Consider the following 21,364-nt stretch of genomic DNA (forward strand, 5'->3'; position numbering starts at 1 on the left):
ATGAGCGCCGCTACCCAAAGAGCCGGATGGAGCCGCCTGCCGCTACGCGCGGCGGCGTTCGTCGTGCTGACCTGCGCGACCATCCTCGGCGTCAGCGCCTGGCGCGAATGGGCCGCGCGCGATGCCGTGCTCAAGGGCGCGGAGACCGAGATGGCGAATGTTGCGCGCTCACTGACGCAGCATGCCGAGGACAGCCTCGATCTGCTCGATTCCGGCGTCGTCGGCGTCGTCAGCCGGCTGGAGATGGACGGCACCGGGCCCGCCACGATCGCCAAGCTCAGAAACCTCATGGAGGTGCGCAAGAAGGCGATTGAGCGTGTGCACAGCTTTGCCATCATCGACGACCAGGGCAACTGCCTGACCTCGCCCGGCACGATCGGCTCGACGCTCAGCGACGACGCGTTCTTCCGCCAGCACCAGCTCTCGCCGAAGCGCGAGCCCCATTTCGGACGCCCCGTGAAAAGCCTGATCGACGGCGAATGGGTCGTCACCTTGTCGCGCCGCTTCAACAAGGCGGACGGCAGCTTTGGCGGCGTGGTGCTCGCGACCATCAGCTCCGGATATCTGTCGCATTTCTATGAGCAGTTCGAGATCGGCCGCAACAGCTCCGTGTCGCTGACACATGACGACGGCCTGATCGTCGCGCGCTATCCGAGCAACGAGAAATTCGTCGCACGCAGCGTCGCCGACAAGCCGCTGTTTCGCAACCCGAGCCTGCAACGGCCGAGTGGCGCCTATCACTTCAAATCGCCGCTGGACGGCGCCGAACGCGTCAGCTTCTTCAAGCGCTCCAGCCGCTATCCGTTCTTCCTGCTCGCCACCGTCGACAAGGATGCTTTGCTGGCGCCCTGGCGCGCCGCCGCGGTTTCCCGCATGCTCTACGTGCTTGCGCTGGTCCTGCTGATCGCGATCATCGGCGCGGTGCTGGTGCGGCAGTTGCAGCGCGGGCAGCGCATGGCGGCCGCCCTGGTCGAGAAGGAAGCGCATTTCCGCCTGCTCGCCGAAGGCTCCAGCGACATGGTGACCCGGATCGGGCTCGACGAGCGGCTGCGCTACGTCTCGCCCTCGTCGGTTCGTGTTGTCGGCTGGCGGGCCCACCAGTTGATCGGAACGCCCGCGCTCGCGGGCGTTCATGCCGACGACCTGCCACAGGTCCAGGCCCTCGTCGATGCCATGAAGAGCGGCCAGAAGGAGGAGGTGCGCGTCACCTACCGCAACTCGCACCGGCAGAAGGGCGAAGTCTGGCTCGAATCGACCATGCGGGTGACGCGCAAGGACAACGGCCGTGTCGACGGCGTGGTCGCGATCTCGCGCGACATCACCGAGCACAAGCAGCTGGAGACCCGGCTCGAGACGCTTGCTATCGAGGACAGCCTCACCGGACTTGCCAACCGCCGCCGCTTCGACCAGCGGCTGAAGGAGGAATGGGCGAGGGCCTATCGCGACCGCTCCAGCCTCTCTTTGCTGATGGTCGACGTTGACTACTTCAAGGCTTACAACGACGAATACGGCCATCCCGCGGGCGATGTCTGCCTGCGCGTGGTCGCAAGGATCCTCGCGGCCGAGATGCTCCGCACCGGCGATCTGGCGGCGCGCTACGGCGGTGAGGAATTCGCCGTGCTGCTCCCGAACACCGACGCCGCCGGCTGCGCCCGGATCGGCGAACGGATCCGCGAGGCCATTCACCGGGAGGGCCTCGCTCACGCATCGAGCCCGCTTTCTGCATATGTGACCGTCTCGCTCGGCGGTGCGGCGTGCTGTCCCGCGTTCGAGCGCACCGCCGGGGCCGGTTCGCTGGTGGAGGCTGCCGACCGTGCGCTCTACGCCGCCAAGGATACCGGCCGCGATCGCCTGATGATGTCAGGCGAGGTCACGAACCTGCTGCCCAAGGCGGCGGGACAGTAACGGTCCTCCCGCAGCAACATCGCTCAATAATGCGGCGGACGTTCGTTGGCGGGTCCCGGCGCATGGGCCTCGGCCTCCTGCAGCCGCTCGCCGAGCTCTGCGATCTTCCGCGTCAGCATGTCGATCTGCTTCCACTGCGCGGTGATGGTCTGGTTCAACGTCTCGATCGTGTCGTCCTGATAGGCGATGCGCATCTCCAGCGTGTCGATGCGCTCGCTCAGCGTCTTGATCTCATTCGTCACGTGCCGCGTCCTCGTCCCGTTCGCGAAGCCTAATTTCTTGCAGCCCGATTTCTTGCAGGCCAACTTCTTGCAGGCCATGGCCCAGCGCAACGCGCTCGTCGAACACAAAACAGTCGCCGCGCCAGCGGCTCTGCGCCTCCGGTACGACCTCCAGGTATTTCAGGATGCCGCCCTTGAGGTGATAGACCTCGGCAAAGCCGCGGGCGAGCAGGTGCGCGCTCGCCTTCTCGCAGCGGATGCCGCCGGTGCAGAACATCGCGATCCTGCGGTGTTTGGCCGGATCGAGCTTCTGCGCGGCAAACTCCTTGAACTGACCAAAGCTCTTGATCTCAGGATCGACCGCGCCCTCGAACGTGCCCATCGCTACCTCGAAGGCGTTGCGGGTGTCGAGCAGCAGCGTATCGGGGGCTGCGATCAGCGCGTTCCATTCGCGCGCATCGACATAGGTGCCGACCTGGCGCGTCGGATCGGCGGCGGCGTCACCGAGCGTGACGATCTCCTTCTTCAGCCGCACCTTGAGCCGGCCGAACGGCATTGCCGCCGCAGTCGAGAACTTCAATTCGAGATTGTTCAGCCGGCCGCCGAATAGGGCGCCGTGTGCGAGCTCGTGGGCGAACGTGTCGATTGCCTCGGGCGCGCCCGCGATCGTGCCGTTGATGCCCTCCTCGGCCAACAGCACGCTGCCCTTCAGCGCAAGGCCGGCGCAGAGCGCGCGCAGCGGCTCGCGCAGCTCCCGGTAGTCGGGCAGGGCGGCGAATTGGTAGAAGGCGCAGACCTTGGTGATCATGGTGGCTCGTTTAGCAGGCGGCCGCCGCCTGGAAAACCCGCATGGTCCCGGCTCGAAAAAGGTCTATACGCCCAGCGGATGGCAGCCATTTCCCTGGCATGCCAGCATTGCCGAGGGCCGCCGGAATGTGTCATGAAGACCCGGTTTTTCCGAGACGGCGCGGCGCGCGCATCCACGGCCAAGAAAGCCGCAAGACAGCCTAATGAGAGCAAGAATTCGATGAGAAACTTCCATTTCCCCGGCAGGTCCACGGTCCACGCCACCAACGCGATGGTCGCGACCTCGCATCCGCTGGCCTCGCTGGCCGCGATCGAGGTGCTGCGCGAGGGCGGCACGGCGGTGGACGCGGCGGTCGCCGGCTCGGCCCTGCTTGGCGTGATCGAGCCGCAGTCGACCGGTATCGGCGGCGACTGCTTTGCGCTGATCCAGCCGCGCGGCGAAGGCAAGATCATCGCCTATAACGGCTCCGGGCGCGCCCCGAAGGCGGCGAACGCCGACTGGTATCTCGAGCGCAAGATCACCTCCGTGCCGCTGACCTCGGCGCATGCGGTTTCGGTCCCCGGCGTGATCGACGCCTTTGCGACCGTGCTGCGCGACCACGGCAAGTTCGGCTTCGACCGCCTGCTCCAGCCGGCGATCAAGGCGGCGGAGGAAGGCTATGTCGTCGCCCCGCGCATCGCCTTTGACTGGAAGAACCAGTTCGAGAAGCTGAAGAACGGCACCAACACCGTGCGCTACCTGCTGCCGGGCGGCAAGCCGCCGGTGGCCGGCGACGTCATCCGCCAGGCCGAGCTCGGCAAGACGCTGCGTGCGATCGCCAAGGACGGCCGCGACGCCTTCTACAAGGGCGCGATCGCCGAGGACATGGTCGAGACCCTGCGCGGCATCGGCGGCCTGCACACGCTCGACGATTTCGCCGCGCACACCACCGAAGTCACCACGCCGATCGGCACCATGTACAAGGGCTACGACGTCTGGCAGTGCCCGCCGAACGGTCCGGGCGTCACCGCGCTCCTGATGCTCAACATCCTGTCGCGCTTCGACCTGACCAAGTACGCGCCCGTCAGCGTCGAACGCTTCCATCTCGAGGCGGAAGCTGCGCGCATCGCCTACATGAATCGCGAGATGCATGTCGCCTCGCCCGAGCACATGAGGATCAACGTCGCCGAGATGCTCGAGAAGGGTTTTGCCGACGAGTACATCGGCAAGATCCGCATGGACGGCATGCTCGACCTGCCGAATGTCGCCCCGCCGATGAATCCCTCGACCATCTACATCACGGTGGTGGACAAGGACCGCAACGTCTGCTCGTTCATCAATTCGGTCGCGCATTCCTTCGGCTCGGCGATCGTCTCCAACAAGACCGGCGTCTTGTTCCAGAACCGCGCCGGCGGCTTCCGCATCCAGCCCGGCCACCCCAACTGCATCGAGGGCGGCAAGCGTCCGCTGCACACGATCATGCCGGGCCTGCTCACCAAGGGCGGCCGTTCCACGATGTCGTTCGCGGTGATGGGCGGCCAGTACCAGCCGACCGGCCAGACTCATCTGCTGACCAACATCCTCGATTACGGCTGCGACGTGCAGGAGGCGATCGACATGCCGCGCGGCCTCCATTACGAGGGCCAGTACCAGCTCGAGGACAGCGTGCCGGCTGCGGTTGTCGAAGGCCTGAAGAAGCTCGGCCACAAGACCACCAGCGTGGTCGGCCCGCTCGGCGGCGCCCAGGCGATCTGGATCGACTGGGACAAGGGCACGCTCACCGGCGGCTCGGATCCGCGCAAGGATGGCTGCGCGCTCGGCTATTGATCGCCGGTCGCGAGACGGTTCCTCGCGGACGATCAGGAAAAATTGACGGAGGGCGGCGCGGCATCTGCTGCGCCGCCCTTTCTCATTCGGAACGGGGCTCATCGCTCCAGGTTAAGGGCGAGACGCGGCGCAGGTGTGCGCTGCCTGATCCGAAGCGGCGGAGGCCGTTCATGCCCGACAATTCGAGTTCCACACCATCCGGATTCGACCGACGCGCCTTCATGGCTGGCGCCGCCGGCAGCGCGCTTGTTCCGATTACGGCGCGCGCGGCCGCGCCGGATCCACCCGCACCGGCCGTGCAGGATCCGTCGGCCCCGGTCGACGTCACGCTCAATGTCAACGGCAAGGAGCGGCGCCTGCGCATCGACGCGCGCACGACCGTGCTCGACGCACTTCGCGAGCATATGGGCCTCACCGGCAGCAAGAAAGGCTGCGATCACGGCCAGTGCGGCGCCTGCACGGTGCTGATCGGTGACCGCCGCGTGGTGTCGTGCCTGACGCTGGCGCTCGCAGCCGAAGGGCAGGAGATCACGACGATCGAAGGACTCGCCACCGACGATCGCCTGCACCCGATGCAACAGGCGTTCGTCGACAACGATGCGTTCCAATGCGGCTATTGCACGCCCGGCCAGATCATGTCGGCGATTGCCTGCGTGAAGGAAGGTCATGCGGCCTCCGAGGCCGATATCCGCGAATATATGAGCGGGAACATCTGCCGCTGCGCCGCCTATCCCAACATCGTCGCGGCCGTGAAGCAGGCCGCGCCCGAGATATTGAAAGGCTAGTCGCATGCGACCTTTCCTGTATCAGAGGGCGACGGACCCTGACATGGCGGTGCAGGCGCTCAGCGCAGCTGCCGCGGCCAACAATCCGCTGACCCAGGCCACGACACAGCCGCTCGCCGGCGGCACCACGCTGATCGACCTGATGAAGCTCGACGTGATGCGGCCGACTGCGATCGTCGATATCAATCCGCTCGCGCAAGGCTGGTCGGCGATTTCGCCTGATGGCGAGAACCTGCGGCTCGGCGCGCTCGCGAAGATGTCCGATGTCGCCGCGCATGACGAGATCCAGCGCAACTATCCTGTCATCGCCAATTCGCTGAAGCTCGCCGCCAGCGCCCAGTTGCGTAACATGGCAACGCTCGGCGGCAACGTGATGCAGCGGACGCGCTGCAGCTATTTTCGCGACGTCTCCTACGAGAACTGCAACAAGCGCAAGCCCGGCTCCGGCTGCGCCGCAATGGACGGCGTCAACCGCATGCATGCGGTGCTCGGAATCTCCGACCAGTGCATTGCGACTTATCCCGGTGATTTCGCCCAGGCGCTGATCGCGCTGGATGCGACTGTGGAGATCATGGGCAAGTCCGGCAGCCGCAGCATGCCCTTCGCAGAGCTGCACAAGGTGCCGGGCCATTCGCCCGACGTCGAGACCGCGCTCCAGCCGGGCGAGCTGATCTCGGCCTTTACCGTCTCCGGCCGCTGGCCGCGTTCGGTCTACCTCAAGGCGCGGGACCGGCAGTCGTACGAGTTTGCGCTGTCGTCCGCTGCGATCGCGCTCGACCTGCAGGATGACACGATCCGGGATGCGCGTGTCGCGCTCGGCGGCGTTGCCACGGTGCCCTGGCGCGCCCGTGAGGCGGAGACGCTGCTGAAGGGACAGAAATTCGACGACGGCCTGGCGCAGCGCGCTGCCGATGCGGCCTTTGCAGACGCGCGCGGCCGCCGGCACAACAGCTTCAAGATTGCGCTCGGCAAGCGCGTGGTGGCCCGCGCGCTCCAGCAGGCCGTAGCGATGGAGATCTGACCATGACTGCTGCAGCTCCCGAGCCGAAGGCCAATATGGGCAAGCCCCTGTCGCGATACGATGCGGTCTCGAAGGTCACGGGGCGCGCGACCTACGCGTCCGACATGCCGCTGGCCAATCCGGCCTATGCTTTCCTGGTCACCAGCGCGATCGCCAAGGGCCGCGTCGATGGTTTCGATCTCGACGATGCCAGGGCTGTCCGCGGTGTGATCGACATCGTCACGCACGAGAATGCGCCGAAGCTGAAGGAATCAAAACTGTTCAGCAATGGCGGCTATGCAGGAACCACGATCCAGCCGTTGAAGTCGCCCGACATCGCCCATGACGGCCAGATCATCGCGGTCGTCATTGCCGAAAGCTATGAGGCCGCGCGGGAAGCGGCCAACCGCGTCAAGGTCCGCTATACGATTGCAGCCCCCAGCGCGACCTTCGACTCGCCGGGTACGACGACCGCCGCCGCCAAGGGGCAGAATGCGCAATTCAAGGAAGACCCGAAGGTCGGCGACTTCGCGGGGGCGTTCGAGGCGGCCGAGATACAGCTCACCGCCTCCTACGACACGCCGACGCAGCACCACAATCCGATGGAGCTGTTCACGACGAGCTGTGCCTGGATCGGCGACGATCTCGTCATCTACGAGCCCAGCCAGTACGTCTATGGCCTGAAGAACGGCGTTGCCGAGCAGCTCGGCATCGACGCCGGCAAGGTGCGCGTGGTCAACCCTTACGTCGGCGGCGGCTTTGGCTCGCGCGGCTCGATGACGCCGCGCACCGCGATCATTGCTGGCATCGCCAGGCGGCTGAACCGGCCGGTCAAACTGGTCGCGACCCGCGACCAGGGCTTCACCATCACGACCTATCGCGCCGAGACCCGCCACGAGATCAAGCTCGGCGCCAGCCGCGACGGCAGGCTGGTGGCGCTCAGGCACGAGGGCGCCGAACTCTCCTCGCGCGCGGATGCCTATTGTGTCGGCGGCACCAAGACAACGACGCGGCTCTATGCCTGCCCGAATGTCGACAGCCTGGTGTCGATCGTGCGCGCCGACCGCAATACGCCGGGCTTCATGCGCTCGCCGCCGGAGGTGCCGTATCTGTTCGCGCTGGAAAGTGCGATGGACGAGCTCGCAGTGAAGCTGAACATGGACCCGGTCGAGCTGCGTCGCGTCAACGACACCACCAACGAGCCGATCGGCGGCAAACCCTATACGTCGCGCTCGCTGATGGCGTGCTTCGACGAAGCGGCCAAAGCCTTTGGCTGGGCGCAGCGATCGCCGCAGCCGAAATCGATGGCAGAGGGTGACTGGCTGATCGGCTATGGCTGCGCGGCGACCTGCTATCCGACCCAGATGGGGCCGGCAGCCGCCCGTGTGCGCCTCCAGCGCGACGGCCGCACCCGCGTCGAGATCGCCGGCCATGAGATCGGCACCGGAGCCTATACGGTGATCGCGCAAACCGCGGCCGAGCGGCTCGGCGTGCCCCTGGAGAAGGTGGCGGTGTTCATGGGCGACAGCGATCTGCCCCCCGCGCCGGTGGCCGGAGGTTCGAACTCGACCGCCAGCACCTGCTCGGCTGTGATGATGGTGTGCGACCAGATTCGCCAGCGCCTGTTCAAGGCCGTGATGCCTGACAGTCTCACGGACAAGGCCAAGGAGACCGTTGGCATCGGCCAGGCGCCGACGACCCAGGCGGCGAAGAGCGATCGTCCGCTCGATCTCGAGAAGGCCTTCGACACGCTCGGCGTCGGCGTGGTCGAGGAATATGGCGAGTGGAAGCCGGAGGGCGCGCCGCTGGATTCGTTCCGGGCCATGCACAGCGGGCACGTCCGTCTTGTCGGCGGCCATCAGATGAAGGACAAGATCGCCTACGCCTTCGGCGCCGAATTCGTCGAGGTCAGGGTCAACCGCTTCACGCACGAAATCCGCTGTCCTCGCCTCGTCGGCGCGTTCGCGGCCGGCCGTATCATGAACCCGCGCACGGCGCGCAGCCAGCTGATGGGTGGCCTGATCTGGGGCATGTCCTCGGCGCTTTTGGAGGCCACCGAGATCGACGAGCGCAATGCGCGCTACGTCAACGACAATCTTGCCGACTATCTCGTGCCCGTGAATGCGGACGTCGCCGGCGTCGAGGTGATCCTGCTCTCGGAGCAGGACGATCACATCAATCCCGCGGGCGCGAAGGGCCTCGGTGAGCTCGCCAATGTCGGCACCAACGCGGCAATCTGCAATGCGCTCTATCACGCCACGGGTCAGCGCATCCGCAAGCTCCCGGTCAGGCTGGAAAATATCGAGGTCTAAAGGGGTGGAAACGGCGACCGCGTTGGGTTAGACACCTCCCGCCTCAAATGGAAGGTGTCTTATGCAGCGTTTCCAGCGCGTGCTCCTCGCTATCATGTCGGCACTCGCGATCACCGTGATCGTCAGCGTGTCCGATTTCGTTTCCACCACGGCCTCGGCCCAGACCGCAGGAAAGACCATGACAACAGCTTCAGGCTTGCAGATCATCGACACCAATGTCGGCACCGGCGCCTCGCCGCAGCCCGGCCAGATCTGCGTGATGCATTATACCGGCTGGCTCTATGAGAACGGCCAGAAGGGCAAGAAATTCGACTCGTCCGTCGACCGCAAGGAGCCCTTCGAGTTTCCAATCGGCAAGGGCCGCGTGATCGCGGGCTGGGACGAAGGCGTCGCCTCGATGAAGGTCGGCGGCAAGCGCACGCTGATCATTCCGCCGCAGCTCGGCTACGGCGCGCGCGGCGCCGGCGGCGTGATCCCGCCGAACGCAACGCTGATGTTCGACGTGGAATTGCTCGCGGTGAAGTGACGCATCGCGCGTCATTCCGCGATGGTCCGAAGGACCAGACCTCAGGTGCGCAATTGCGCACCGGGGAATCTCGAGATCCTGGGTTCGATGCTACGCATCGCCCAGGGATGACTGAGCAAGACAAACAAAAAGACCGGCCTCGCGGCCGGTCTTTTCGTTTTCAAACCTGCAGGCGTCACTCCGCCGCGCGACGCGCCGCGGCCGCGGCGCGATCCATCGCCTCCTTCGCGGCGTCCTTGGCATCGCCCATGGCCTTCTGGCCTTTGCCCTTGACTTCCTGGACCGCGCCTTCGCCCTGCAAGCGCTCGGAACCGGTCGCTTCGCCGATGCCCTGCTTGGCCTTGCCGATCGCCTCGTTGGCATTGCCCTTGATCTTGTCGCTCGTGCTACCCATGAAACTCTCCTTCCATTTTGCGTGCGAGGACAACGTCAGGCGGCTACGAGGGTTCCGAATTTGGTATGGCTTGCGGAGGCGGCTTTGGGTTAGTTTGCCGCGCACGGAACCAACAGAAAGCAAGACCAATGACCGGCCATGACCATTCGCATTCCCACCATGACCACGATCACGACGATCGCTGGAAACATGACGGCGTGCGCGTCATTCCCGGCAACCAGCTCGACACCAACGTGCCGTCGACGGCAGGCATGGACCGAGCGGCCGCGATCAATTTCGCGCGCGTCGGCGCACAGAAATTGTGGGCAGGCACGGTCAGCATCAAGCCCGATGCCAAGACCGGTGCGCATCACCACGGCCATCTCGAGAGCGTCATCTATGTCGTGAAGGGCAAGGCGCGGATGCGCTGGGGCGAGAGCCTGCAGTTCACCGCCGAGGCCGGACCCGGCGATTTCATTTTCGTCCCGCCTTACGTGCCGCACCAGGAGATCAACGCCAGCCCGGACGAGGTGCTGGAATGCGTGCTGGTGCGCAGCGACGGCGAGGCGGTCGCGATCAACCTCGACATCGAGCCGGTCGAAAAGCCCGAGACCGTGCTGTGGATCGACCCGGTGCACCGGGACCCCAACGAGAAGAAGTAAGTAAGGCCTGGCTGAAAGCCTGTGCAGCCCTGCGCGACAGAACCGCGCGGCCGCAGCCTCAAAAAATATCCGGAAGCCGTGTCGGATGGCCGTTGGGCCATCCGTCCTTGGGCAGAACCCCGCCCAAGGAGTTTCCGATGCCCAGGATGATCTTCCTCAATCTGCCCGTGACCGACCTCAAGCGCGCGACAGCTTTTTACGAGGCGGTTGGCGCGACCAGGAACCCGCAATTTTCCGACGACACGGCGAGCTGTATGGTCTTTTCCGAGACCATCTTCGCGATGCTGACGACCCACGACAAATTCCGTCAATTCACGCCGAAGCCAATCGCGGACGCGAGGACCTCGAACCAGGCGCTGTTCTGCCTGTCCGCCGACAGCCGGAGCGAGGTCGACGATATGGTCGCACGGGCCGCGGCTGCAGGCGGGGTGGCCGATCCCAGCCCCAAGGACGAATACAGCTTCATGTACGGCCGCAGCTTCGAGGACCCGGACGGCCACATGTGGGGTGTGAACTGGATGGACCTTGCGGCCTTCGCCGCGCAGTCCGACATGGCGAACGCCTGAGCGAAACCAAGCCAGCTGAAGAGGAGCATTCACGATGTCCAAGCTCGTGCCCTGCATGTGGTTCAACGGCGATGCCGAGGAAGCTGCGAAGTTCTACACCTCGCTCGTGCCGAATTCCGAGATCAACCACGTTCAGCGCAATGTTTCGGACGGCCCGTCCGGCAAGACGGGCTCGGTGCTCGTCGTCGAGTTCACCGTGGCTGGGCAGCCCCTGGTCGCGCTCAATGGCGGCATGAAGATGGAGTACACCCACGCGATCTCGCTGATGATCCATTGCGACGACCAGGCCCAGGTCGACAGCGTCTGGAGCGCGTTCCTCGCCCATGGCGGCAAGGAGGAGCAGTGCGGCTGGCTGAGGGATCGCTGGGGCGTCGCCTGGCAGGTGGTGCCGAAGGTGATGTTCGAGTTTCTCACCAGCCCCGACAAGGCCGCCGCCGCGCGTGCGATGCAGGCCATGATGAAGATGGTGAAGCCGGATGTGGAGGTGTTGCGGCGCGCGTTCGAGGGCAAGTCGGCTGCGTGACATCAACGTAGATGCCGTAGGGTGGCAAAGGCGCAGAGCGCCGTGCCCACCATCCATCTACGATTGCGAGAATTGGGTGGGCACGCTGTCGCTTTGCCCATCCTACGGGATCGTGCCTAGGCGCTTCAGTAATTAATCCTCAGCCCCACGCCGCCGTGAATGGTGTTGCCGACCGGCTGCGGACCCAGCGTGCCGTTGGCGAAAAGGTCCACGATCCAGCCCTTCTGCACCCGGAAGCCGAGGCGGCCGCCATATTCGAACCAGCCCTGGTTGCCCATGGTCGGCACCACCGTGCCGTTGCCGGTCACCGTGGCAACGATGCCGCTATGGCCAGCGAACGACTGCACCCAGCCGCCGTTGATGTTGGTCTCGATGTTACTGCCGAACAGATGCGTCCACTGGCCGCCGATCTTGACCAGGCTGGTGCGGTCGGTGCCGGTCGCGATGCTGGCGTCGAACGGATTGAGCGCCACCGCGCTGTCGCTATAGCCGGAGACGCGTTGCCAGAGCTGCCAGATCTCGATCGAGGCCGCGACCTCGTCGCGTGGTGACACCCGGCTCATCCAGCCGGCGCGGCCATAGACCGCGTAGTTCGACGCGTTGGTCGAGCTCGTGACGCTGACCGGGCCGAGGCTGGTGTCGTAGCTGCGGGTATAGCGCGCCTTCTCCCACGGCGTCAGGATGGTGCCGACGTCGAAGAACGGGCGCGAGGAGCCCCAGTCGGTGAAGTCATAACGCAGCGCAAAGGCGCCGATCGGCGCGCTGGTGATCTTGTAGCCGCCCTCATTGTATTGGGTGTAGGCGATGCCGGCGAGCAGCGACAGATTGTTGGTCAGTTCCTTGCGGCCGTGGATGCCGGCCGAGAACGAGCCGGCCGAGCCGAACGCGCTGATGCAGTCGCTGCAATTGACCTGCTCGTTGACGCCGAGCAGCACCGTGCCGAGCACCCGGTTGGTGATCATCTGGTTGAAGCGCTGACCCGCGAGACCGCCGATCGAATTGCCGCTGGAATCCGCGCCGGTCGGTGTCGGGCTCGGCGACGGATACGGGACCGGCGAGGGCGACGAGGACGGTGACGGGCTGGAGGCCGGTGTGGGCGTCGGCGAGCAATTTGTCTCGCAATTCGTCCGGATCACGGTTGCGGCAGGGGCCGGCTGCACACCCCATGTCAGCGTCACGGTGGCCATGGCCATCAGCGCGGCGGCAGCAAGCAGCTGGCGGATGCGGGGCATCACCATCGATCAGCGCCCGCACAGCATGCCGTCGTCATGGACGGCGGGCGTGATGGTCGGCGAGGCGTCGGCATATTGGTTGACCGCGCACAGCCCGGCGCTTGCGGCGCAGTTGGCGGCGAAGGTCCAGGGCGGCGTGTTCGTCTTGCTGATGCTGATCTTGCCGCCGGTCGATGTGATGATCGCCGTCTCACCGGGCTGGGTCAGCTGCACGCATTGGAAGTTCGTCGTGCAGACACTGGCGGCGCCGTCCTGAAGCACGACGACCGAGCGGCCGCGCTGGGACAGGATGTCGAGCGTAGTGCCGCGCACGCCGATGGTCGCGAGCGGCGTCGTGATCTTGTAGGCGGTCTTCTCGGAATGTCCGGTGACGAAGCGGAACGCGCCCGTCGTCATGCGGATCGCGACGTCGCGATAGCTGTGCTCGTCGTTGAAGACGGTGCGGTCGAGCTTCAGCGTGGCGCTCGGCCCGAGCGACAGATTGGTGCTGTCGGCCATGACGAAGCGCGCCGCGCTATCGGCGCCGGTGCGCACGGTCTCGTCGCGCAGCATGCTGTCGCCCACGCTGATCGGAATCGGGGTCGCGGCCACGCGCACCACCTCGTTCTGGATCACGACGGCTTCGCCGACGCGCGTCTGCGCCTGCGCGCAAGGCGCCGCGCACAGAGCGGCCGACAGCAGTATGGGGTAAAGCCAGAAACGCAGATTCATTTCGCAACCGATCGATGTGTCCCTGATCGTACCGGATCGCGCACGCTTCCGATGTGGCGGAATTATCACAAGCGGCGCGGGACGTGCGCTATGCTTAGTGACAGTTGCAGCGGAATGCGTTCAATGAAAAGCGTCATCCCTATTTTTCTCCGCGGTGAAGCAGATTTGCCACGCAAAACAGCCCCACAAGAGACGCTCGAATTGCCTGCGGTTCCGAAACTGTCGCGGAGCGCAGCAATTGCTGTCGCGATTTTCCTGATCGCGCATCTGGCATTGCTGATCGGACTCACGACGCCGGATAAATTCGTCTTCGACGAGGTGCATTACGTGCCGGCCGCGCGGCAGATGCTGGCACCCGTCATGTCGCAGCCGATGCTCAATCCGATGCATCCGCCGCTGGCCAAGGAGCTGATGGCGGCGTCGATCGAGACCTTCGGCGACAACGCGTTTGCCTGGCGCTATCCCGGGACATTGTTCGGCGCACTCGCCGTCGTCGCGATCTATCTGTGCGGGCTCGCGCTGTTTGCAGCGCAGGGGCCGGCGATCGCCGCCGCGCTGATCGCGGCCCTCAACCAGATGCTCTACGTGCAGGCGCGCATCGCGATGCTCGACATCTTTGCGCTCGGCCTCGGCCTGCTCGCGACCGCCGCCTTCATGCATGGCTTTCGCAAAGAGCGGCCACATGCGCTGTTCGCGGTGACGGGCGCCCTGTTCGGCCTGGCGGCGGCGTGCAAATGGAGCGGCCTGTTTCCGCTCGGCGTATGCATCGTCATCGTCGCTGTGATTCGCCTGATGCAGGGCTGGCGCACGCTGTTCGCTGACGCGAAGCCGGACGATTGGTACCGACCCGGCCTCTGGCCAGGCTTGAGCGCGCTGCACGTCGCGCTCTGCTTCGCCGTGCTGCCGGCGATGACCTATCTCGCCGCGTTCGTCCCGCTCTATGGATTGTCGCTGCCGGACCTGGTCGAGGCGCAGCGCCGGATCTTTGCCGACAACACCACCACCGCGATCGCCGGCCACACCTATATGAGCTCGTGGCCGTCCTGGCCGCTGCTCGCGCGTCCGGTGTGGTTCCTGTTCGACAAGACAGCGGAGGACAACGTCTCCGCGGTCGTCTTCCTCGGCAATCCGCTGGTGGCGTGGCCGGCGCTGGCCGCGCTCGCCATCGTGTTGCGCGATTTCGTCGTCGCTCGGCGCTGGGATGCGTTCCTGATCGCGGCGTTCTATTTCGGCCCCTGGCTTGCCTGGGCGTTGCTGCCGCGCACGCTTGGATTCATCTACTACTACCTGCCGGCCGCGACCGCGGCTTCGCTCGCGCTGGTCTACGTCCTGCGCCGGGGCGGCATGCCGCGCTGGCTGTTATGGGCCTATGTCGGCGTCGCCGCGACCGGCTTTGCCGTCATGCTGCCGATCTCGGCAGCCTTCATCGGCACGTCGATGCAGACCTTCAACCGCCTGATGCTGTTCCAGAGCTGGATATGACATCGCCGCCTGCCGGGATGCGGCAGGCGGCGTGTATCGCGCGACGGCTGGAAATCATTTCGAGGCGGTCTTGGTGTCCATGTTCACGACCTGGACGCGGCGGTTGATCGGGTCGGCGCCGTTGGCGGTATCCTTCAGCTTGGTCTTGCCGTAGCCGACGGTGACGAGATCGGTGCCGTTGAGGCCGTAGTTCTGCACCAGGTACTTCTTGATGGTGTCGGCGCGGCGTTCGGAGAGGCCCTGATTGTACTCTTCGCCGCCGATCGCGTCGGTGTGTCCGGCGACGACGAAGGTCGAGCCCTTGAGCGCCGGGTCGGACAGTGCCTTGCCGAGCGCCTGCACCGACGGCACCGAGGTCTTGGCGATGTCGGCCGAGTTGTAGTCGAACTGGATCTCCAGATCGATCTTCGGCTTGGTCGCAGCTAGCTCGGCGATCTGCTCGCGCTCGCCCGTCGAGAGCGACCGGGTCGCGCGGTTGCGCACCGTGTTCAGGAACGTCGCTTCCTTGGCTTGCGCGGTCGGATCGGCCTGCGGGCCGACGGACAGGCCCCGGGTCGCCGGCTTCGGCTTCAGCGCATCCAGGATCTTGTCGGTTGAGATGTTGTTGTCGCCGGCCAGAGCCAGGCCCGCCGTCATCGACAGCGCCGCGGAGAGTGTGATCGCCTTCAGTCCAAAAAACTTATCGAAACGGGTCATTGTCGTATCCTCGCTGTAATGCCTGATGGCGATTTGATGCTGCGAGCATAGGGCAGGTTCAAAAGGCCGAGTGTGATCTTTGTCACGGTGGAAATGGCGGTTTCCGGCGCCATCCTGGCGAGTTTTGCGGGTTTCTGCCGCATGGCGGGTTCAAGCTGCGGTTGTCCGGGCGTGACGCAAATCACCACGGATAGCCGCCGCGAACCGCAAGGCCGGTTCACGCTGCGAAACCTGTGCTCACCGATCGTCGCAAAGCTGTCGCGCGATGGCCAGTCTGCGAACAATTTTTCGGCCAGATGCATGCCTAGCACGATGCCTTGTCCGACAAGAGCGAATGAAGGGAGCCGAGTTCCGTCCAGTGCCGAGGCCAGGTGATTATCAGCGCGACTACCAGTTTTATCGCAGTGGCCCGCCGGATCGGACTGTGTCCCTGAGCTCCATGCCCATCTATATCGGCGCGGCGATGATCGCGCTGGCGATCCTGCTATCGACGCTGATCACGAGCCTCACCTCGCGCTATGTCGGCCTGGAAGCGCCGACCGACGAGAACATGTGGCTGGTCGACCGTCTCACCGGCAGCGTCTATCGCTGCCAGTCCGAAGGGCGCGGCAAGGCGTCGTGTGAGCCGGATGTCGCCACAGGCAGCCTCGGCAGCCGGTCCAAGACGCCGAAGGAAAGCCGCTGACCGCCTTCTGCTTTTGCGCTGCAGCAAGAAAATTGTCTTCTCCGCGAAACGTCCGCGCGAGAGAATACGTAATTGCGAAGGCCGGCATGACGCCGGTTTCGTTTTACGTAGGAGACTTTTCAATGAAGATCTTGCTCACGACCGCCGCCTTTGTCGCGTTCACTCTTTCACTGTCCCCGGCATCCGCCGCCATGATGGCGTGCACCAGCGATAACATGATGAAGACCGCCGCCACGATGGGCGGCACGCCGGACACGCCGGCGAAGATGGCGGCGAACAAGGAAATGGCCATGGCCAATACGGACATGAGCAATGGCAAGATGAAGAGCGCCTGCATGCACTACATGAAGTCGCAGAAGGCGATGTCGATGAAGTAGGACGAGCCGCGCCATCCGGCCGCGCTGTCAGCAGCTGGCAGCGCGGCTTTTTGTTGGACTGCCGCTTTGCCCCGTTCTTTCTCTTGGCGCGAATCCCGCTACATTGTGTCCTGCAATGTCACGCGCGCCCAAACCTCTCCCCCTCACCACGAAACAGGCCCGGCAGATCTGGCTGCATGCCCAGCGGCTGGATGAACGCACTCCGTTCGGCGAGGGGCCGCAGGCCGTCGCGGATGCGGTCGCCCATCTCGGCTATGTGCAGATCGACACCATCAACGTCATCGAGCGCTGCCACCACCACATCCTGTTCAGCCGCATTCCGTCCTATCGCCGCGCCGATCTGCGTCAGGCCCAGAGCGTCGACAAAAGCGTGTTCGAATACTGGACCCATGCGCTCTCTTACGTCCCGGCCAGCGACTTCCGCATCTTTCTGCCTGCGATGCGCGAGCACCGCCGCGAGGGCCACAAATGGTATGCCTCGGTCAAGCCTGCCGACACGCGCAAGGTGATGCGGCTGCTGCGCGCCGGCCCGCTGACGATCCGCGACATCGAGGACGACGTGCTCACCGAGAAGGAGCACCTCTGGCAGAGTCGAAAACCTTCGAAGCGAGCCTTGCAGCTGGCCTTCTACACCGGCATTGCGACCGTCAGCGAGCGCCAGGGCATGCTCAAGACCTATGAGCTGATGACGCGTCATTTCGGCTGGGACAAGCTGCCGAAACCGGCCTCCGCGAGGGACATCACGACCTATCTGCTCGATCGCGCGCTGCGCTCGCAGGGCGTGGTGAGCCTCGATTCGATCTGCCATCTCGACGCGCCGAGCAAGAAGACGGTCGCCCCCCTGATCGCCGCGCGCGTCCGCCGCGGCGAGCTCGTCCCCGTCGCGATCGACGGCGCCGGCAAGCAGGAGCATTGGGCCGCCCCCGCGGTGCTGGAGGCGGGCAGGGAGAGGCCGCCGCCCGATCTCGTCCATATCCTTTCGCCGTTCGACCCGCTGATCATCCAGCGCAAGCGCACCAATCTCATCTTCGGCTACAACCATCTGTTCGAGGCCTATTTGCCGAAGGACAAGCGCAAGCTCGGCTATTTCGCGCTGCCGGTGCTGGTCGGCGACGAGATCGTCGCCGCGCTCGACCTCAAGACCGACCGCCAGGCGAAGAAGCTCCTGATGCAGAAATGGACCTGGGTCGGGCAGGGCAGGAAGACCGCGGGACGCAAGGAGCTGAAGCGCGTGATCGAGGACGAGCTCGATCGTTTCGAGCGGTTTCAGCTGGCCGACTGAAGGATGCGCCTTCGTAGGGTGGGTTGGGTGAAGGCGTAACCCACCACGGTTCGGATCCTCGGAGACAGAAGAGGTGGGTTACGCTGCGCTACCCCACCCTGCGAATTTGGCCGAGCCGATCGAGCCAAACCGCAAGCGCGATCCCCACCGCATACGCCATCAGATTCCACAGCGAGAAGATACGCCCGAGCAGCAGCGCGCCGGTGGTGGTGAGCCGGAATGCGTCGAGCCAGGGCGTGTGCACCAGCCGGGAGAATTCCACGACGACCGCAATCGCCATCGCAATGGCTGCGATCTGCATTCGCGTCAGCCGCGGCAGCAGAACCCCGACCAGCAGAAACACCATCGTCGCCCAGAGCAGCGAGCCACCGTACTTCACCACGAAGGCGGGAAGTCCGAGCGGAAAGCCGTACCAGCGCAGGGACAGCCCGCAGGCGATCACGACCGGGACGAGGGCGGCGCGGATCAGCGATGTCCGGAGCGGTGCAGTGGAGTTAACTGGTTGCGTCCCGTGCATTGCTCGCTCCATTGACTCTTCGCCCGCGATGCGGAAAACCGCGAGCCAGCCCATAAAAGCAACAGCCCGGGGGGAAGCCATGAGCCAGACCACGACCTATGCCGGTTCCGCCGGCGCTGCCAAGAGCGAAATCGAGACCTCGACCATCCGCGCCATCTCCTGGCGCCTGATTCCGTTCCTGGTGCTGGCTTACTTCTTCTCCTATCTCGACCGCGTCAATCTCGGCTTCGCCGCGCTGACCATGAATGCGGAGCTGAAGTTCACGCCGCTGATCTTCTCCTGGGGCGCCGGCATCTTCTTCATCGGCTATTTCATCTTCGAGGTGCCGAGCAACTTGGCGCTGGAGAAATTCGGCGCCAGCCGCTGGATCGCCCGCATCATGGTGACCTGGGGCATCATCTCGGCCTTGATGGCCATGGTCAGCGGCGTGACCAGCTTCTACGTCCTGCGCTTCCTGCTGGGCGTCGCCGAAGCCGGCTTCTTCCCCGGCATCATCCTCTATCTCACCTATTGGTATCCGGCCGAATATCGTGCCCGTTTCCTCGCTGCCTTTGCCATCGCCGTTCCTGTCTCGACCGTGATCGGCGCCCCGATCTCGGGCCTGCTGCTCGGGCTCGACGGTCTGATGGGGCTGAGGGGCTGGCAGTGGCTGTTCATCATCGAGGGCATCCCCTCGGTGCTGCTCGGCATCGTCACCTGGTTCTATCTCACCGACAAGCCGGAGAAGGCGGACTGGCTTTCGGCCGAGCAGAAGGCCTGGCTCAAGGCAAAGCTCGATTCCGAAATCGCGGCAAAGCGGGCGGTGAAGCACTTGTCGCTCGGCGAGGCGCTGTCCTCGCCCAAGGTGATCGCGCTCAGCCTGATCTATTTCGGCTTCGTCGGGGCGCTCTACGGCATGCAGTTCTGGCTGCCGCAGATCGTCAAGGCATTTGGTCTCACCAATGCGCAGACCGGCTTCGTCACCGCGATTCCCTATCTGTTCGGCACCATCGCCATGATCCTGTGGGCACGTCATTCCGATGCCACGCGCGAGCGCGTGTTCCATGTCGGCGCGCCGCTTCTGCTCACGGCGGTCGCGCTCGGCGTCTCCTCCTATCTCACCGATCCCACCATGACGATGGTGGCGCTGACGGTCGCCGCGATCGGCGTGTTCTGTTGCTTCGGCGTGTTCTGGACCCTGCCGACCGCCTGGCTCTCCGGAACGGCCGCCGCCGGTGCCATTGCGCTCATCAACTCGATCGGCAACCTCGCCGGCTTCGGCGGTCCCTATCTCATCGGCTGGGTCAAGGAGGCGACGGGGCAGACCTCGACCGGTCTGCTGGTCCTCGCGGTCCTGCCGCTGCTCGCCGGCATCCTGGTGTTTGTGGGCGGCCACGACACCAAGCACGAGTTCGCTGATCAGGGGCGGTGAGGGGATTCTTCCTGGGGTGGGCAAAGGCGCGCCCTTTGCGCGCCGTGCCCACCATCTTTCCCCGATGGTGGCGCTTTGATGGGACGCTACCTTAGCTCACCTTACGATAGCACCTCCGCAGCAAGGCTTTTCCTAAATCCCTACCACCCCTTAACGATCACGCTTTCCTGATGACTGACGATTATTGACTTTTATCAGTGATTAGTCGACATTCCTCTCATTGCAGCCGAAGGAGTGTCCTCCGATGTTCGTCCGGTCCGTTTTGTCCAGCTATTCCAAGCTTTTGGCGGGTGTGTCGCTGGCCCTGATGGCTGCCTCCCTGGCCGGCTGCAATGACACCGTCGCCGAGAAGGCCGACCCGCCGCGGCCGGTTCTGGTGGCGACCGCCCATTATGATGCCGAGACCCCGGAGCGCAGCTTCGTCGGCACCGTCAGGCCCCGCATCGAGAGCGATCTCGGCTTCCGCGTCGCCGGCAAGGTCGCCAAGCGCTTGGTGGAAGTCGGCCAGACTGTCGAGGTCGGTCAGCCGCTCGCCACCCTCGATGAGGTCGACCTGAAGCTCCAAGCCGAGCAGGCCCTGGCGGAACAGACCGCCGCGACCGGCGTGCTGGCCCAGGCCGCCGCCGCCGAGCAGCGCGCCAAGGATTTGAAGGCCAAGGGCTGGACCACCGACGCGCAGATGGACTCGAGCCGTGCTGCGGCGGACGAAGCCCGCGCCCGCCTGAATCGCGCCGAGCGCGCGCTCGAGCTGAGCAAGAATTCCCTTTCCTACGCGACGCTGGTTGCCGACGCCCGTGGCGTCGTCACCGCAACGCTGATCGAGCCCGGCCAGGTGGTCGCCGCGGGCCAGGCTTCGATCCGCGTCGCCCGCTTTGCCGAGAAGGAAGCGGTCGTCGCGATCCCTGAGACGCTGGTTGGACGCGCCAAGTCGGGCGTCGCCAGCGTCGCTCTTTGGTCGGAGCCGGACAAGAAGTACGCTGCGAAGCTGCGCGAGATCGCGCCGGCCGCCGATCCCGCCACGCGCACCTATCTCGCAAAGTTCTCGCTGCCCGAGGCCGACGACAAGGTCGCGCTCGGCATGACCGCGACGCTGACGCTGTCGGACGCTGCTACGGAGCGCGTCGCGCGGCTGCCGCTGTCGGCGCTGTTCAACGAAGGTGGCAAGCCGTCCTTCTACGTCGTCGACGACAACGGCGGCGTCACGCTCAAGCCGGTGACGGTGAAGTCCTATGAGAGCAACGACGTCGTCATCACCGGCGGTGTCGATGAGGGCGCCAAGATCGTCGCCCTCGGCGTGCAGAAGCTCGATCCGGGCCAGCGGGTGCGGGTCGTGTCGTCATTGAGTTTCTAGGTCCTGACATTCCGGGGCGGTGCGGAGCACCGAACTATGGCGCGCAATTGCGCACCTGAGAGTCTCGAGATTCCGGGTCTGGTCCTTCGGACCATCCCGGAATGACACGCGAAGTGAGTTACGTCGTGCAAGG

At 64.9% G+C, this 21,364-nt stretch carries 23 protein-coding genes; 15 read left to right on the top strand and 8 right to left on the bottom strand.

Annotated features, from left to right (window positions below; translation table 11 throughout):
• Positions 1 to 1,905, top strand: a complete 1,905-nt coding sequence (locus A5906_RS23215) for a sensor domain-containing diguanylate cyclase (protein WP_080137621.1) — start codon at positions 1 to 3, stop codon at positions 1,903 to 1,905.
• A gap of 23 nt (positions 1,906 to 1,928) precedes the next feature.
• Here A5906_RS23215 and A5906_RS23220 read toward each other — a convergent pair whose 3' ends face one another.
• Positions 1,929 to 2,147, bottom strand: coding sequence for a SlyX family protein (locus A5906_RS23220; protein ID WP_080137622.1), 219 nt, complete (start codon positions 2,145 to 2,147; stop codon positions 1,929 to 1,931).
• Positions 2,137 to 2,934 carry an oxygen-dependent tRNA uridine(34) hydroxylase TrhO gene (gene trhO / locus A5906_RS23225; RefSeq protein ID WP_080137623.1) on the bottom strand — a complete coding sequence of 266 codons (798 nt, stop codon included), beginning with the start codon at positions 2,932 to 2,934 and terminating at the stop codon, positions 2,137 to 2,139. Before trhO ends, A5906_RS23220 begins: the two co-directional genes overlap by 11 nt.
• Before the next feature lie 219 nt (positions 2,935 to 3,153).
• Here trhO and ggt point away from each other — a divergent pair, with 219 nt between their 5' ends.
• The 5 genes from ggt to A5906_RS23250 all read left to right on the top strand — a co-directional run bounded on the left by ggt (position 3,154) and on the right by A5906_RS23250 (position 9,363).
• Positions 3,154 to 4,740: a gamma-glutamyltransferase gene (gene ggt, locus A5906_RS23230; protein WP_080137693.1), complete on the top strand. Its 1,587-nt coding sequence runs from the start codon at positions 3,154 to 3,156 to the stop codon at positions 4,738 to 4,740.
• 221 nt (positions 4,741 to 4,961) lie between these two features.
• The gene (locus A5906_RS23235) at positions 4,962 to 5,525 is read left to right on the top strand and encodes a (2Fe-2S)-binding protein (RefSeq protein ID WP_430642412.1); all 564 of its coding nucleotides are present in this window, start codon (positions 4,962 to 4,964) and stop codon (positions 5,523 to 5,525) included.
• A gap of 4 nt (positions 5,526 to 5,529) precedes the next feature.
• Positions 5,530 to 6,546, top strand: coding sequence for an FAD binding domain-containing protein (locus A5906_RS23240; RefSeq protein ID WP_080137625.1), 1,017 nt, complete (start codon positions 5,530 to 5,532; stop codon positions 6,544 to 6,546).
• 2 nt (positions 6,547 to 6,548) lie between these two features.
• Positions 6,549 to 8,837 (top strand): xanthine dehydrogenase family protein molybdopterin-binding subunit, encoded by a 2,289-nt coding sequence (locus A5906_RS23245; RefSeq protein WP_080137626.1) that lies wholly within the window; start codon positions 6,549 to 6,551, stop codon positions 8,835 to 8,837.
• Positions 8,838 to 8,898: 61 nt separating this feature from the next.
• Entirely contained in the window at positions 8,899 to 9,363 is a 465-nt protein-coding gene (locus A5906_RS23250) for an FKBP-type peptidyl-prolyl cis-trans isomerase (protein ID WP_080137627.1), read from the top strand.
• A gap of 175 nt (positions 9,364 to 9,538) precedes the next feature.
• On the opposite strand, the gene A5906_RS23255 is transcribed toward A5906_RS23250, so the two are convergent.
• Positions 9,539 to 9,757, bottom strand: a complete 219-nt coding sequence (locus A5906_RS23255) for a CsbD family protein (RefSeq protein ID WP_080137628.1) — start codon at positions 9,755 to 9,757, stop codon at positions 9,539 to 9,541.
• Between the two features lie 128 nt (positions 9,758 to 9,885).
• Here A5906_RS23255 and A5906_RS23260 point away from each other — a divergent pair, with 128 nt between their 5' ends.
• The 3 genes from A5906_RS23260 (at position 9,886) to A5906_RS23270 (ending at position 11,487) form a co-directional block, all read left to right on the top strand.
• Positions 9,886 to 10,398 (top strand): cupin domain-containing protein, encoded by a 513-nt coding sequence (locus tag A5906_RS23260; protein WP_080137629.1) that lies wholly within the window; start codon positions 9,886 to 9,888, stop codon positions 10,396 to 10,398.
• A gap of 137 nt (positions 10,399 to 10,535) precedes the next feature.
• Positions 10,536 to 10,964, top strand: a complete 429-nt coding sequence (locus A5906_RS23265; protein ID WP_080137630.1) for a VOC family protein — start codon at positions 10,536 to 10,538, stop codon at positions 10,962 to 10,964.
• A gap of 34 nt (positions 10,965 to 10,998) precedes the next feature.
• Positions 10,999 to 11,487: a VOC family protein gene (locus A5906_RS23270; protein ID WP_080137631.1), complete on the top strand. Its 489-nt coding sequence runs from the start codon at positions 10,999 to 11,001 to the stop codon at positions 11,485 to 11,487.
• A 125-nt stretch (positions 11,488 to 11,612) separates the two neighbouring features.
• Here the strand turns inward: A5906_RS23270 and A5906_RS23275 are convergent, their stop codons facing one another.
• Positions 11,613 to 12,725: a hypothetical protein gene (locus A5906_RS23275; protein ID WP_080137632.1), complete on the bottom strand. Its 1,113-nt coding sequence runs from the start codon at positions 12,723 to 12,725 to the stop codon at positions 11,613 to 11,615.
• Between the two features lie 3 nt (positions 12,726 to 12,728).
• A complete protein-coding gene (locus A5906_RS23280) occupies positions 12,729 to 13,430 on the bottom strand; it encodes a FecR family protein (protein ID WP_080137633.1) in 702 nt (233 codons plus the stop codon).
• A gap of 51 nt (positions 13,431 to 13,481) precedes the next feature.
• On the opposite strand from A5906_RS23280, the gene A5906_RS23285 reads away from it, so the two are divergent.
• Positions 13,482 to 14,912: a phospholipid carrier-dependent glycosyltransferase gene (locus A5906_RS23285; protein ID WP_080137634.1), complete on the top strand. Its 1,431-nt coding sequence runs from the start codon at positions 13,482 to 13,484 to the stop codon at positions 14,910 to 14,912.
• Positions 14,913 to 14,966: 54 nt separating this feature from the next.
• On the opposite strand, the gene A5906_RS23290 is transcribed toward A5906_RS23285, so the two are convergent.
• Both A5906_RS23290 and A5906_RS41630 read right to left on the bottom strand, forming a co-directional pair.
• Positions 14,967 to 15,608, bottom strand: coding sequence for an OmpA family protein (locus A5906_RS23290; protein ID WP_080137635.1), 642 nt, complete (start codon positions 15,606 to 15,608; stop codon positions 14,967 to 14,969).
• Complete coding sequence (locus tag A5906_RS41630) at positions 15,605 to 15,910, bottom strand: hypothetical protein (protein WP_136615439.1); 306 nt, start codon at positions 15,908 to 15,910, stop codon at positions 15,605 to 15,607. The genes A5906_RS23290 and A5906_RS41630 overlap by 4 nt, the downstream gene beginning before the upstream one ends.
• 137 nt (positions 15,911 to 16,047) lie before the next feature.
• Between A5906_RS41630 and A5906_RS23295 the strand changes: the two genes are divergently transcribed.
• The 3 genes from A5906_RS23295 to A5906_RS23305 all read left to right on the top strand — a co-directional run bounded on the left by A5906_RS23295 (position 16,048) and on the right by A5906_RS23305 (position 17,952).
• The gene (locus A5906_RS23295) at positions 16,048 to 16,293 is read left to right on the top strand and encodes a hypothetical protein (protein WP_080137636.1); all 246 of its coding nucleotides are present in this window, start codon (positions 16,048 to 16,050) and stop codon (positions 16,291 to 16,293) included.
• A gap of 122 nt (positions 16,294 to 16,415) precedes the next feature.
• Positions 16,416 to 16,670, top strand: a complete 255-nt coding sequence (locus A5906_RS23300) for a hypothetical protein (protein ID WP_080137637.1) — start codon at positions 16,416 to 16,418, stop codon at positions 16,668 to 16,670.
• A 115-nt stretch (positions 16,671 to 16,785) separates the two neighbouring features.
• Positions 16,786 to 17,952 (top strand): winged helix-turn-helix domain-containing protein, encoded by a 1,167-nt coding sequence (locus A5906_RS23305; protein ID WP_080137638.1) that lies wholly within the window; start codon positions 16,786 to 16,788, stop codon positions 17,950 to 17,952.
• Between the two features lie 88 nt (positions 17,953 to 18,040).
• On the opposite strand, the gene A5906_RS23310 is transcribed toward A5906_RS23305, so the two are convergent.
• Entirely contained in the window at positions 18,041 to 18,469 is a 429-nt protein-coding gene (locus A5906_RS23310) for a ribosomal maturation YjgA family protein (protein WP_080137694.1), read from the bottom strand.
• Positions 18,470 to 18,548: 79 nt separating this feature from the next.
• Between A5906_RS23310 and A5906_RS23315 the strand changes: the two genes are divergently transcribed.
• Together A5906_RS23315 and A5906_RS23320 are read left to right on the top strand one after the other, a co-directional pair.
• On the top strand, positions 18,549 to 19,880 hold the full coding sequence (locus A5906_RS23315) for an MFS transporter (RefSeq protein WP_080137639.1): 1,332 nt from the start codon (positions 18,549 to 18,551) through the stop codon (positions 19,878 to 19,880).
• Between the two features lie 244 nt (positions 19,881 to 20,124).
• Positions 20,125 to 21,231: an efflux RND transporter periplasmic adaptor subunit gene (locus A5906_RS23320; RefSeq protein ID WP_080137640.1), complete on the top strand. Its 1,107-nt coding sequence runs from the start codon at positions 20,125 to 20,127 to the stop codon at positions 21,229 to 21,231.
• The last annotated feature ends 133 nt before the right edge of the window (positions 21,232 to 21,364 follow it).

It is taken from the genome of Bradyrhizobium sacchari (genome assembly GCF_002068095.1).
Lineage (GTDB): Bacteria > Pseudomonadota > Alphaproteobacteria > Rhizobiales > Xanthobacteraceae > Bradyrhizobium > Bradyrhizobium sacchari.

Bases quoted from the DNA above. Each gene is read 5' to 3' on its own strand.
- A5906_RS23215 (WP_080137621.1), top strand. From the start codon at position 1: ATGAGCGCCGCTACCCAAAGAGCCGGATGGAGCCGCCTGCCGCTACGC.
- trhO (WP_080137623.1), bottom strand. From the start codon at position 2,934: ATGATCACCAAGGTCTGCGCCTTCTACCAATTCGCCGCCCTGCCCGAC.
- ggt (WP_080137693.1), top strand. From the start codon at position 3,154: ATGAGAAACTTCCATTTCCCCGGCAGGTCCACGGTCCACGCCACCAAC.
- A5906_RS23235 (WP_430642412.1), top strand. From the start codon at position 4,962: ATGGCTGGCGCCGCCGGCAGCGCGCTTGTTCCGATTACGGCGCGCGCG.
- A5906_RS23240 (WP_080137625.1), top strand. From the start codon at position 5,530: ATGCGACCTTTCCTGTATCAGAGGGCGACGGACCCTGACATGGCGGTG.
- A5906_RS23245 (WP_080137626.1), top strand. From the start codon at position 6,549: ATGACTGCTGCAGCTCCCGAGCCGAAGGCCAATATGGGCAAGCCCCTG.
- A5906_RS23250 (WP_080137627.1), top strand. From the start codon at position 8,899: ATGCAGCGTTTCCAGCGCGTGCTCCTCGCTATCATGTCGGCACTCGCG.
- A5906_RS23255 (WP_080137628.1), bottom strand. From the start codon at position 9,757: ATGGGTAGCACGAGCGACAAGATCAAGGGCAATGCCAACGAGGCGATC.
- A5906_RS23260 (WP_080137629.1), top strand. From the start codon at position 9,886: ATGACCGGCCATGACCATTCGCATTCCCACCATGACCACGATCACGAC.
- A5906_RS23265 (WP_080137630.1), top strand. From the start codon at position 10,536: ATGCCCAGGATGATCTTCCTCAATCTGCCCGTGACCGACCTCAAGCGC.
- A5906_RS23270 (WP_080137631.1), top strand. From the start codon at position 10,999: ATGTCCAAGCTCGTGCCCTGCATGTGGTTCAACGGCGATGCCGAGGAA.
- A5906_RS23275 (WP_080137632.1), bottom strand. From the start codon at position 12,725: ATGGTGATGCCCCGCATCCGCCAGCTGCTTGCTGCCGCCGCGCTGATG.
- A5906_RS23280 (WP_080137633.1), bottom strand. From the start codon at position 13,430: ATGAATCTGCGTTTCTGGCTTTACCCCATACTGCTGTCGGCCGCTCTG.
- A5906_RS23285 (WP_080137634.1), top strand. From the start codon at position 13,482: ATGTGGCGGAATTATCACAAGCGGCGCGGGACGTGCGCTATGCTTAGT.
- A5906_RS23290 (WP_080137635.1), bottom strand. From the start codon at position 15,608: ATGACCCGTTTCGATAAGTTTTTTGGACTGAAGGCGATCACACTCTCC.
- A5906_RS41630 (WP_136615439.1), bottom strand. From the start codon at position 15,910: ATGCATCTGGCCGAAAAATTGTTCGCAGACTGGCCATCGCGCGACAGC.
- A5906_RS23295 (WP_080137636.1), top strand. From the start codon at position 16,048: ATGCCCATCTATATCGGCGCGGCGATGATCGCGCTGGCGATCCTGCTA.
- A5906_RS23300 (WP_080137637.1), top strand. From the start codon at position 16,416: ATGAAGATCTTGCTCACGACCGCCGCCTTTGTCGCGTTCACTCTTTCA.
- A5906_RS23305 (WP_080137638.1), top strand. From the start codon at position 16,786: ATGTCACGCGCGCCCAAACCTCTCCCCCTCACCACGAAACAGGCCCGG.
- A5906_RS23310 (WP_080137694.1), bottom strand. From the start codon at position 18,469: ATGCACGGGACGCAACCAGTTAACTCCACTGCACCGCTCCGGACATCG.
- A5906_RS23315 (WP_080137639.1), top strand. From the start codon at position 18,549: ATGAGCCAGACCACGACCTATGCCGGTTCCGCCGGCGCTGCCAAGAGC.
- A5906_RS23320 (WP_080137640.1), top strand. From the start codon at position 20,125: ATGTTCGTCCGGTCCGTTTTGTCCAGCTATTCCAAGCTTTTGGCGGGT.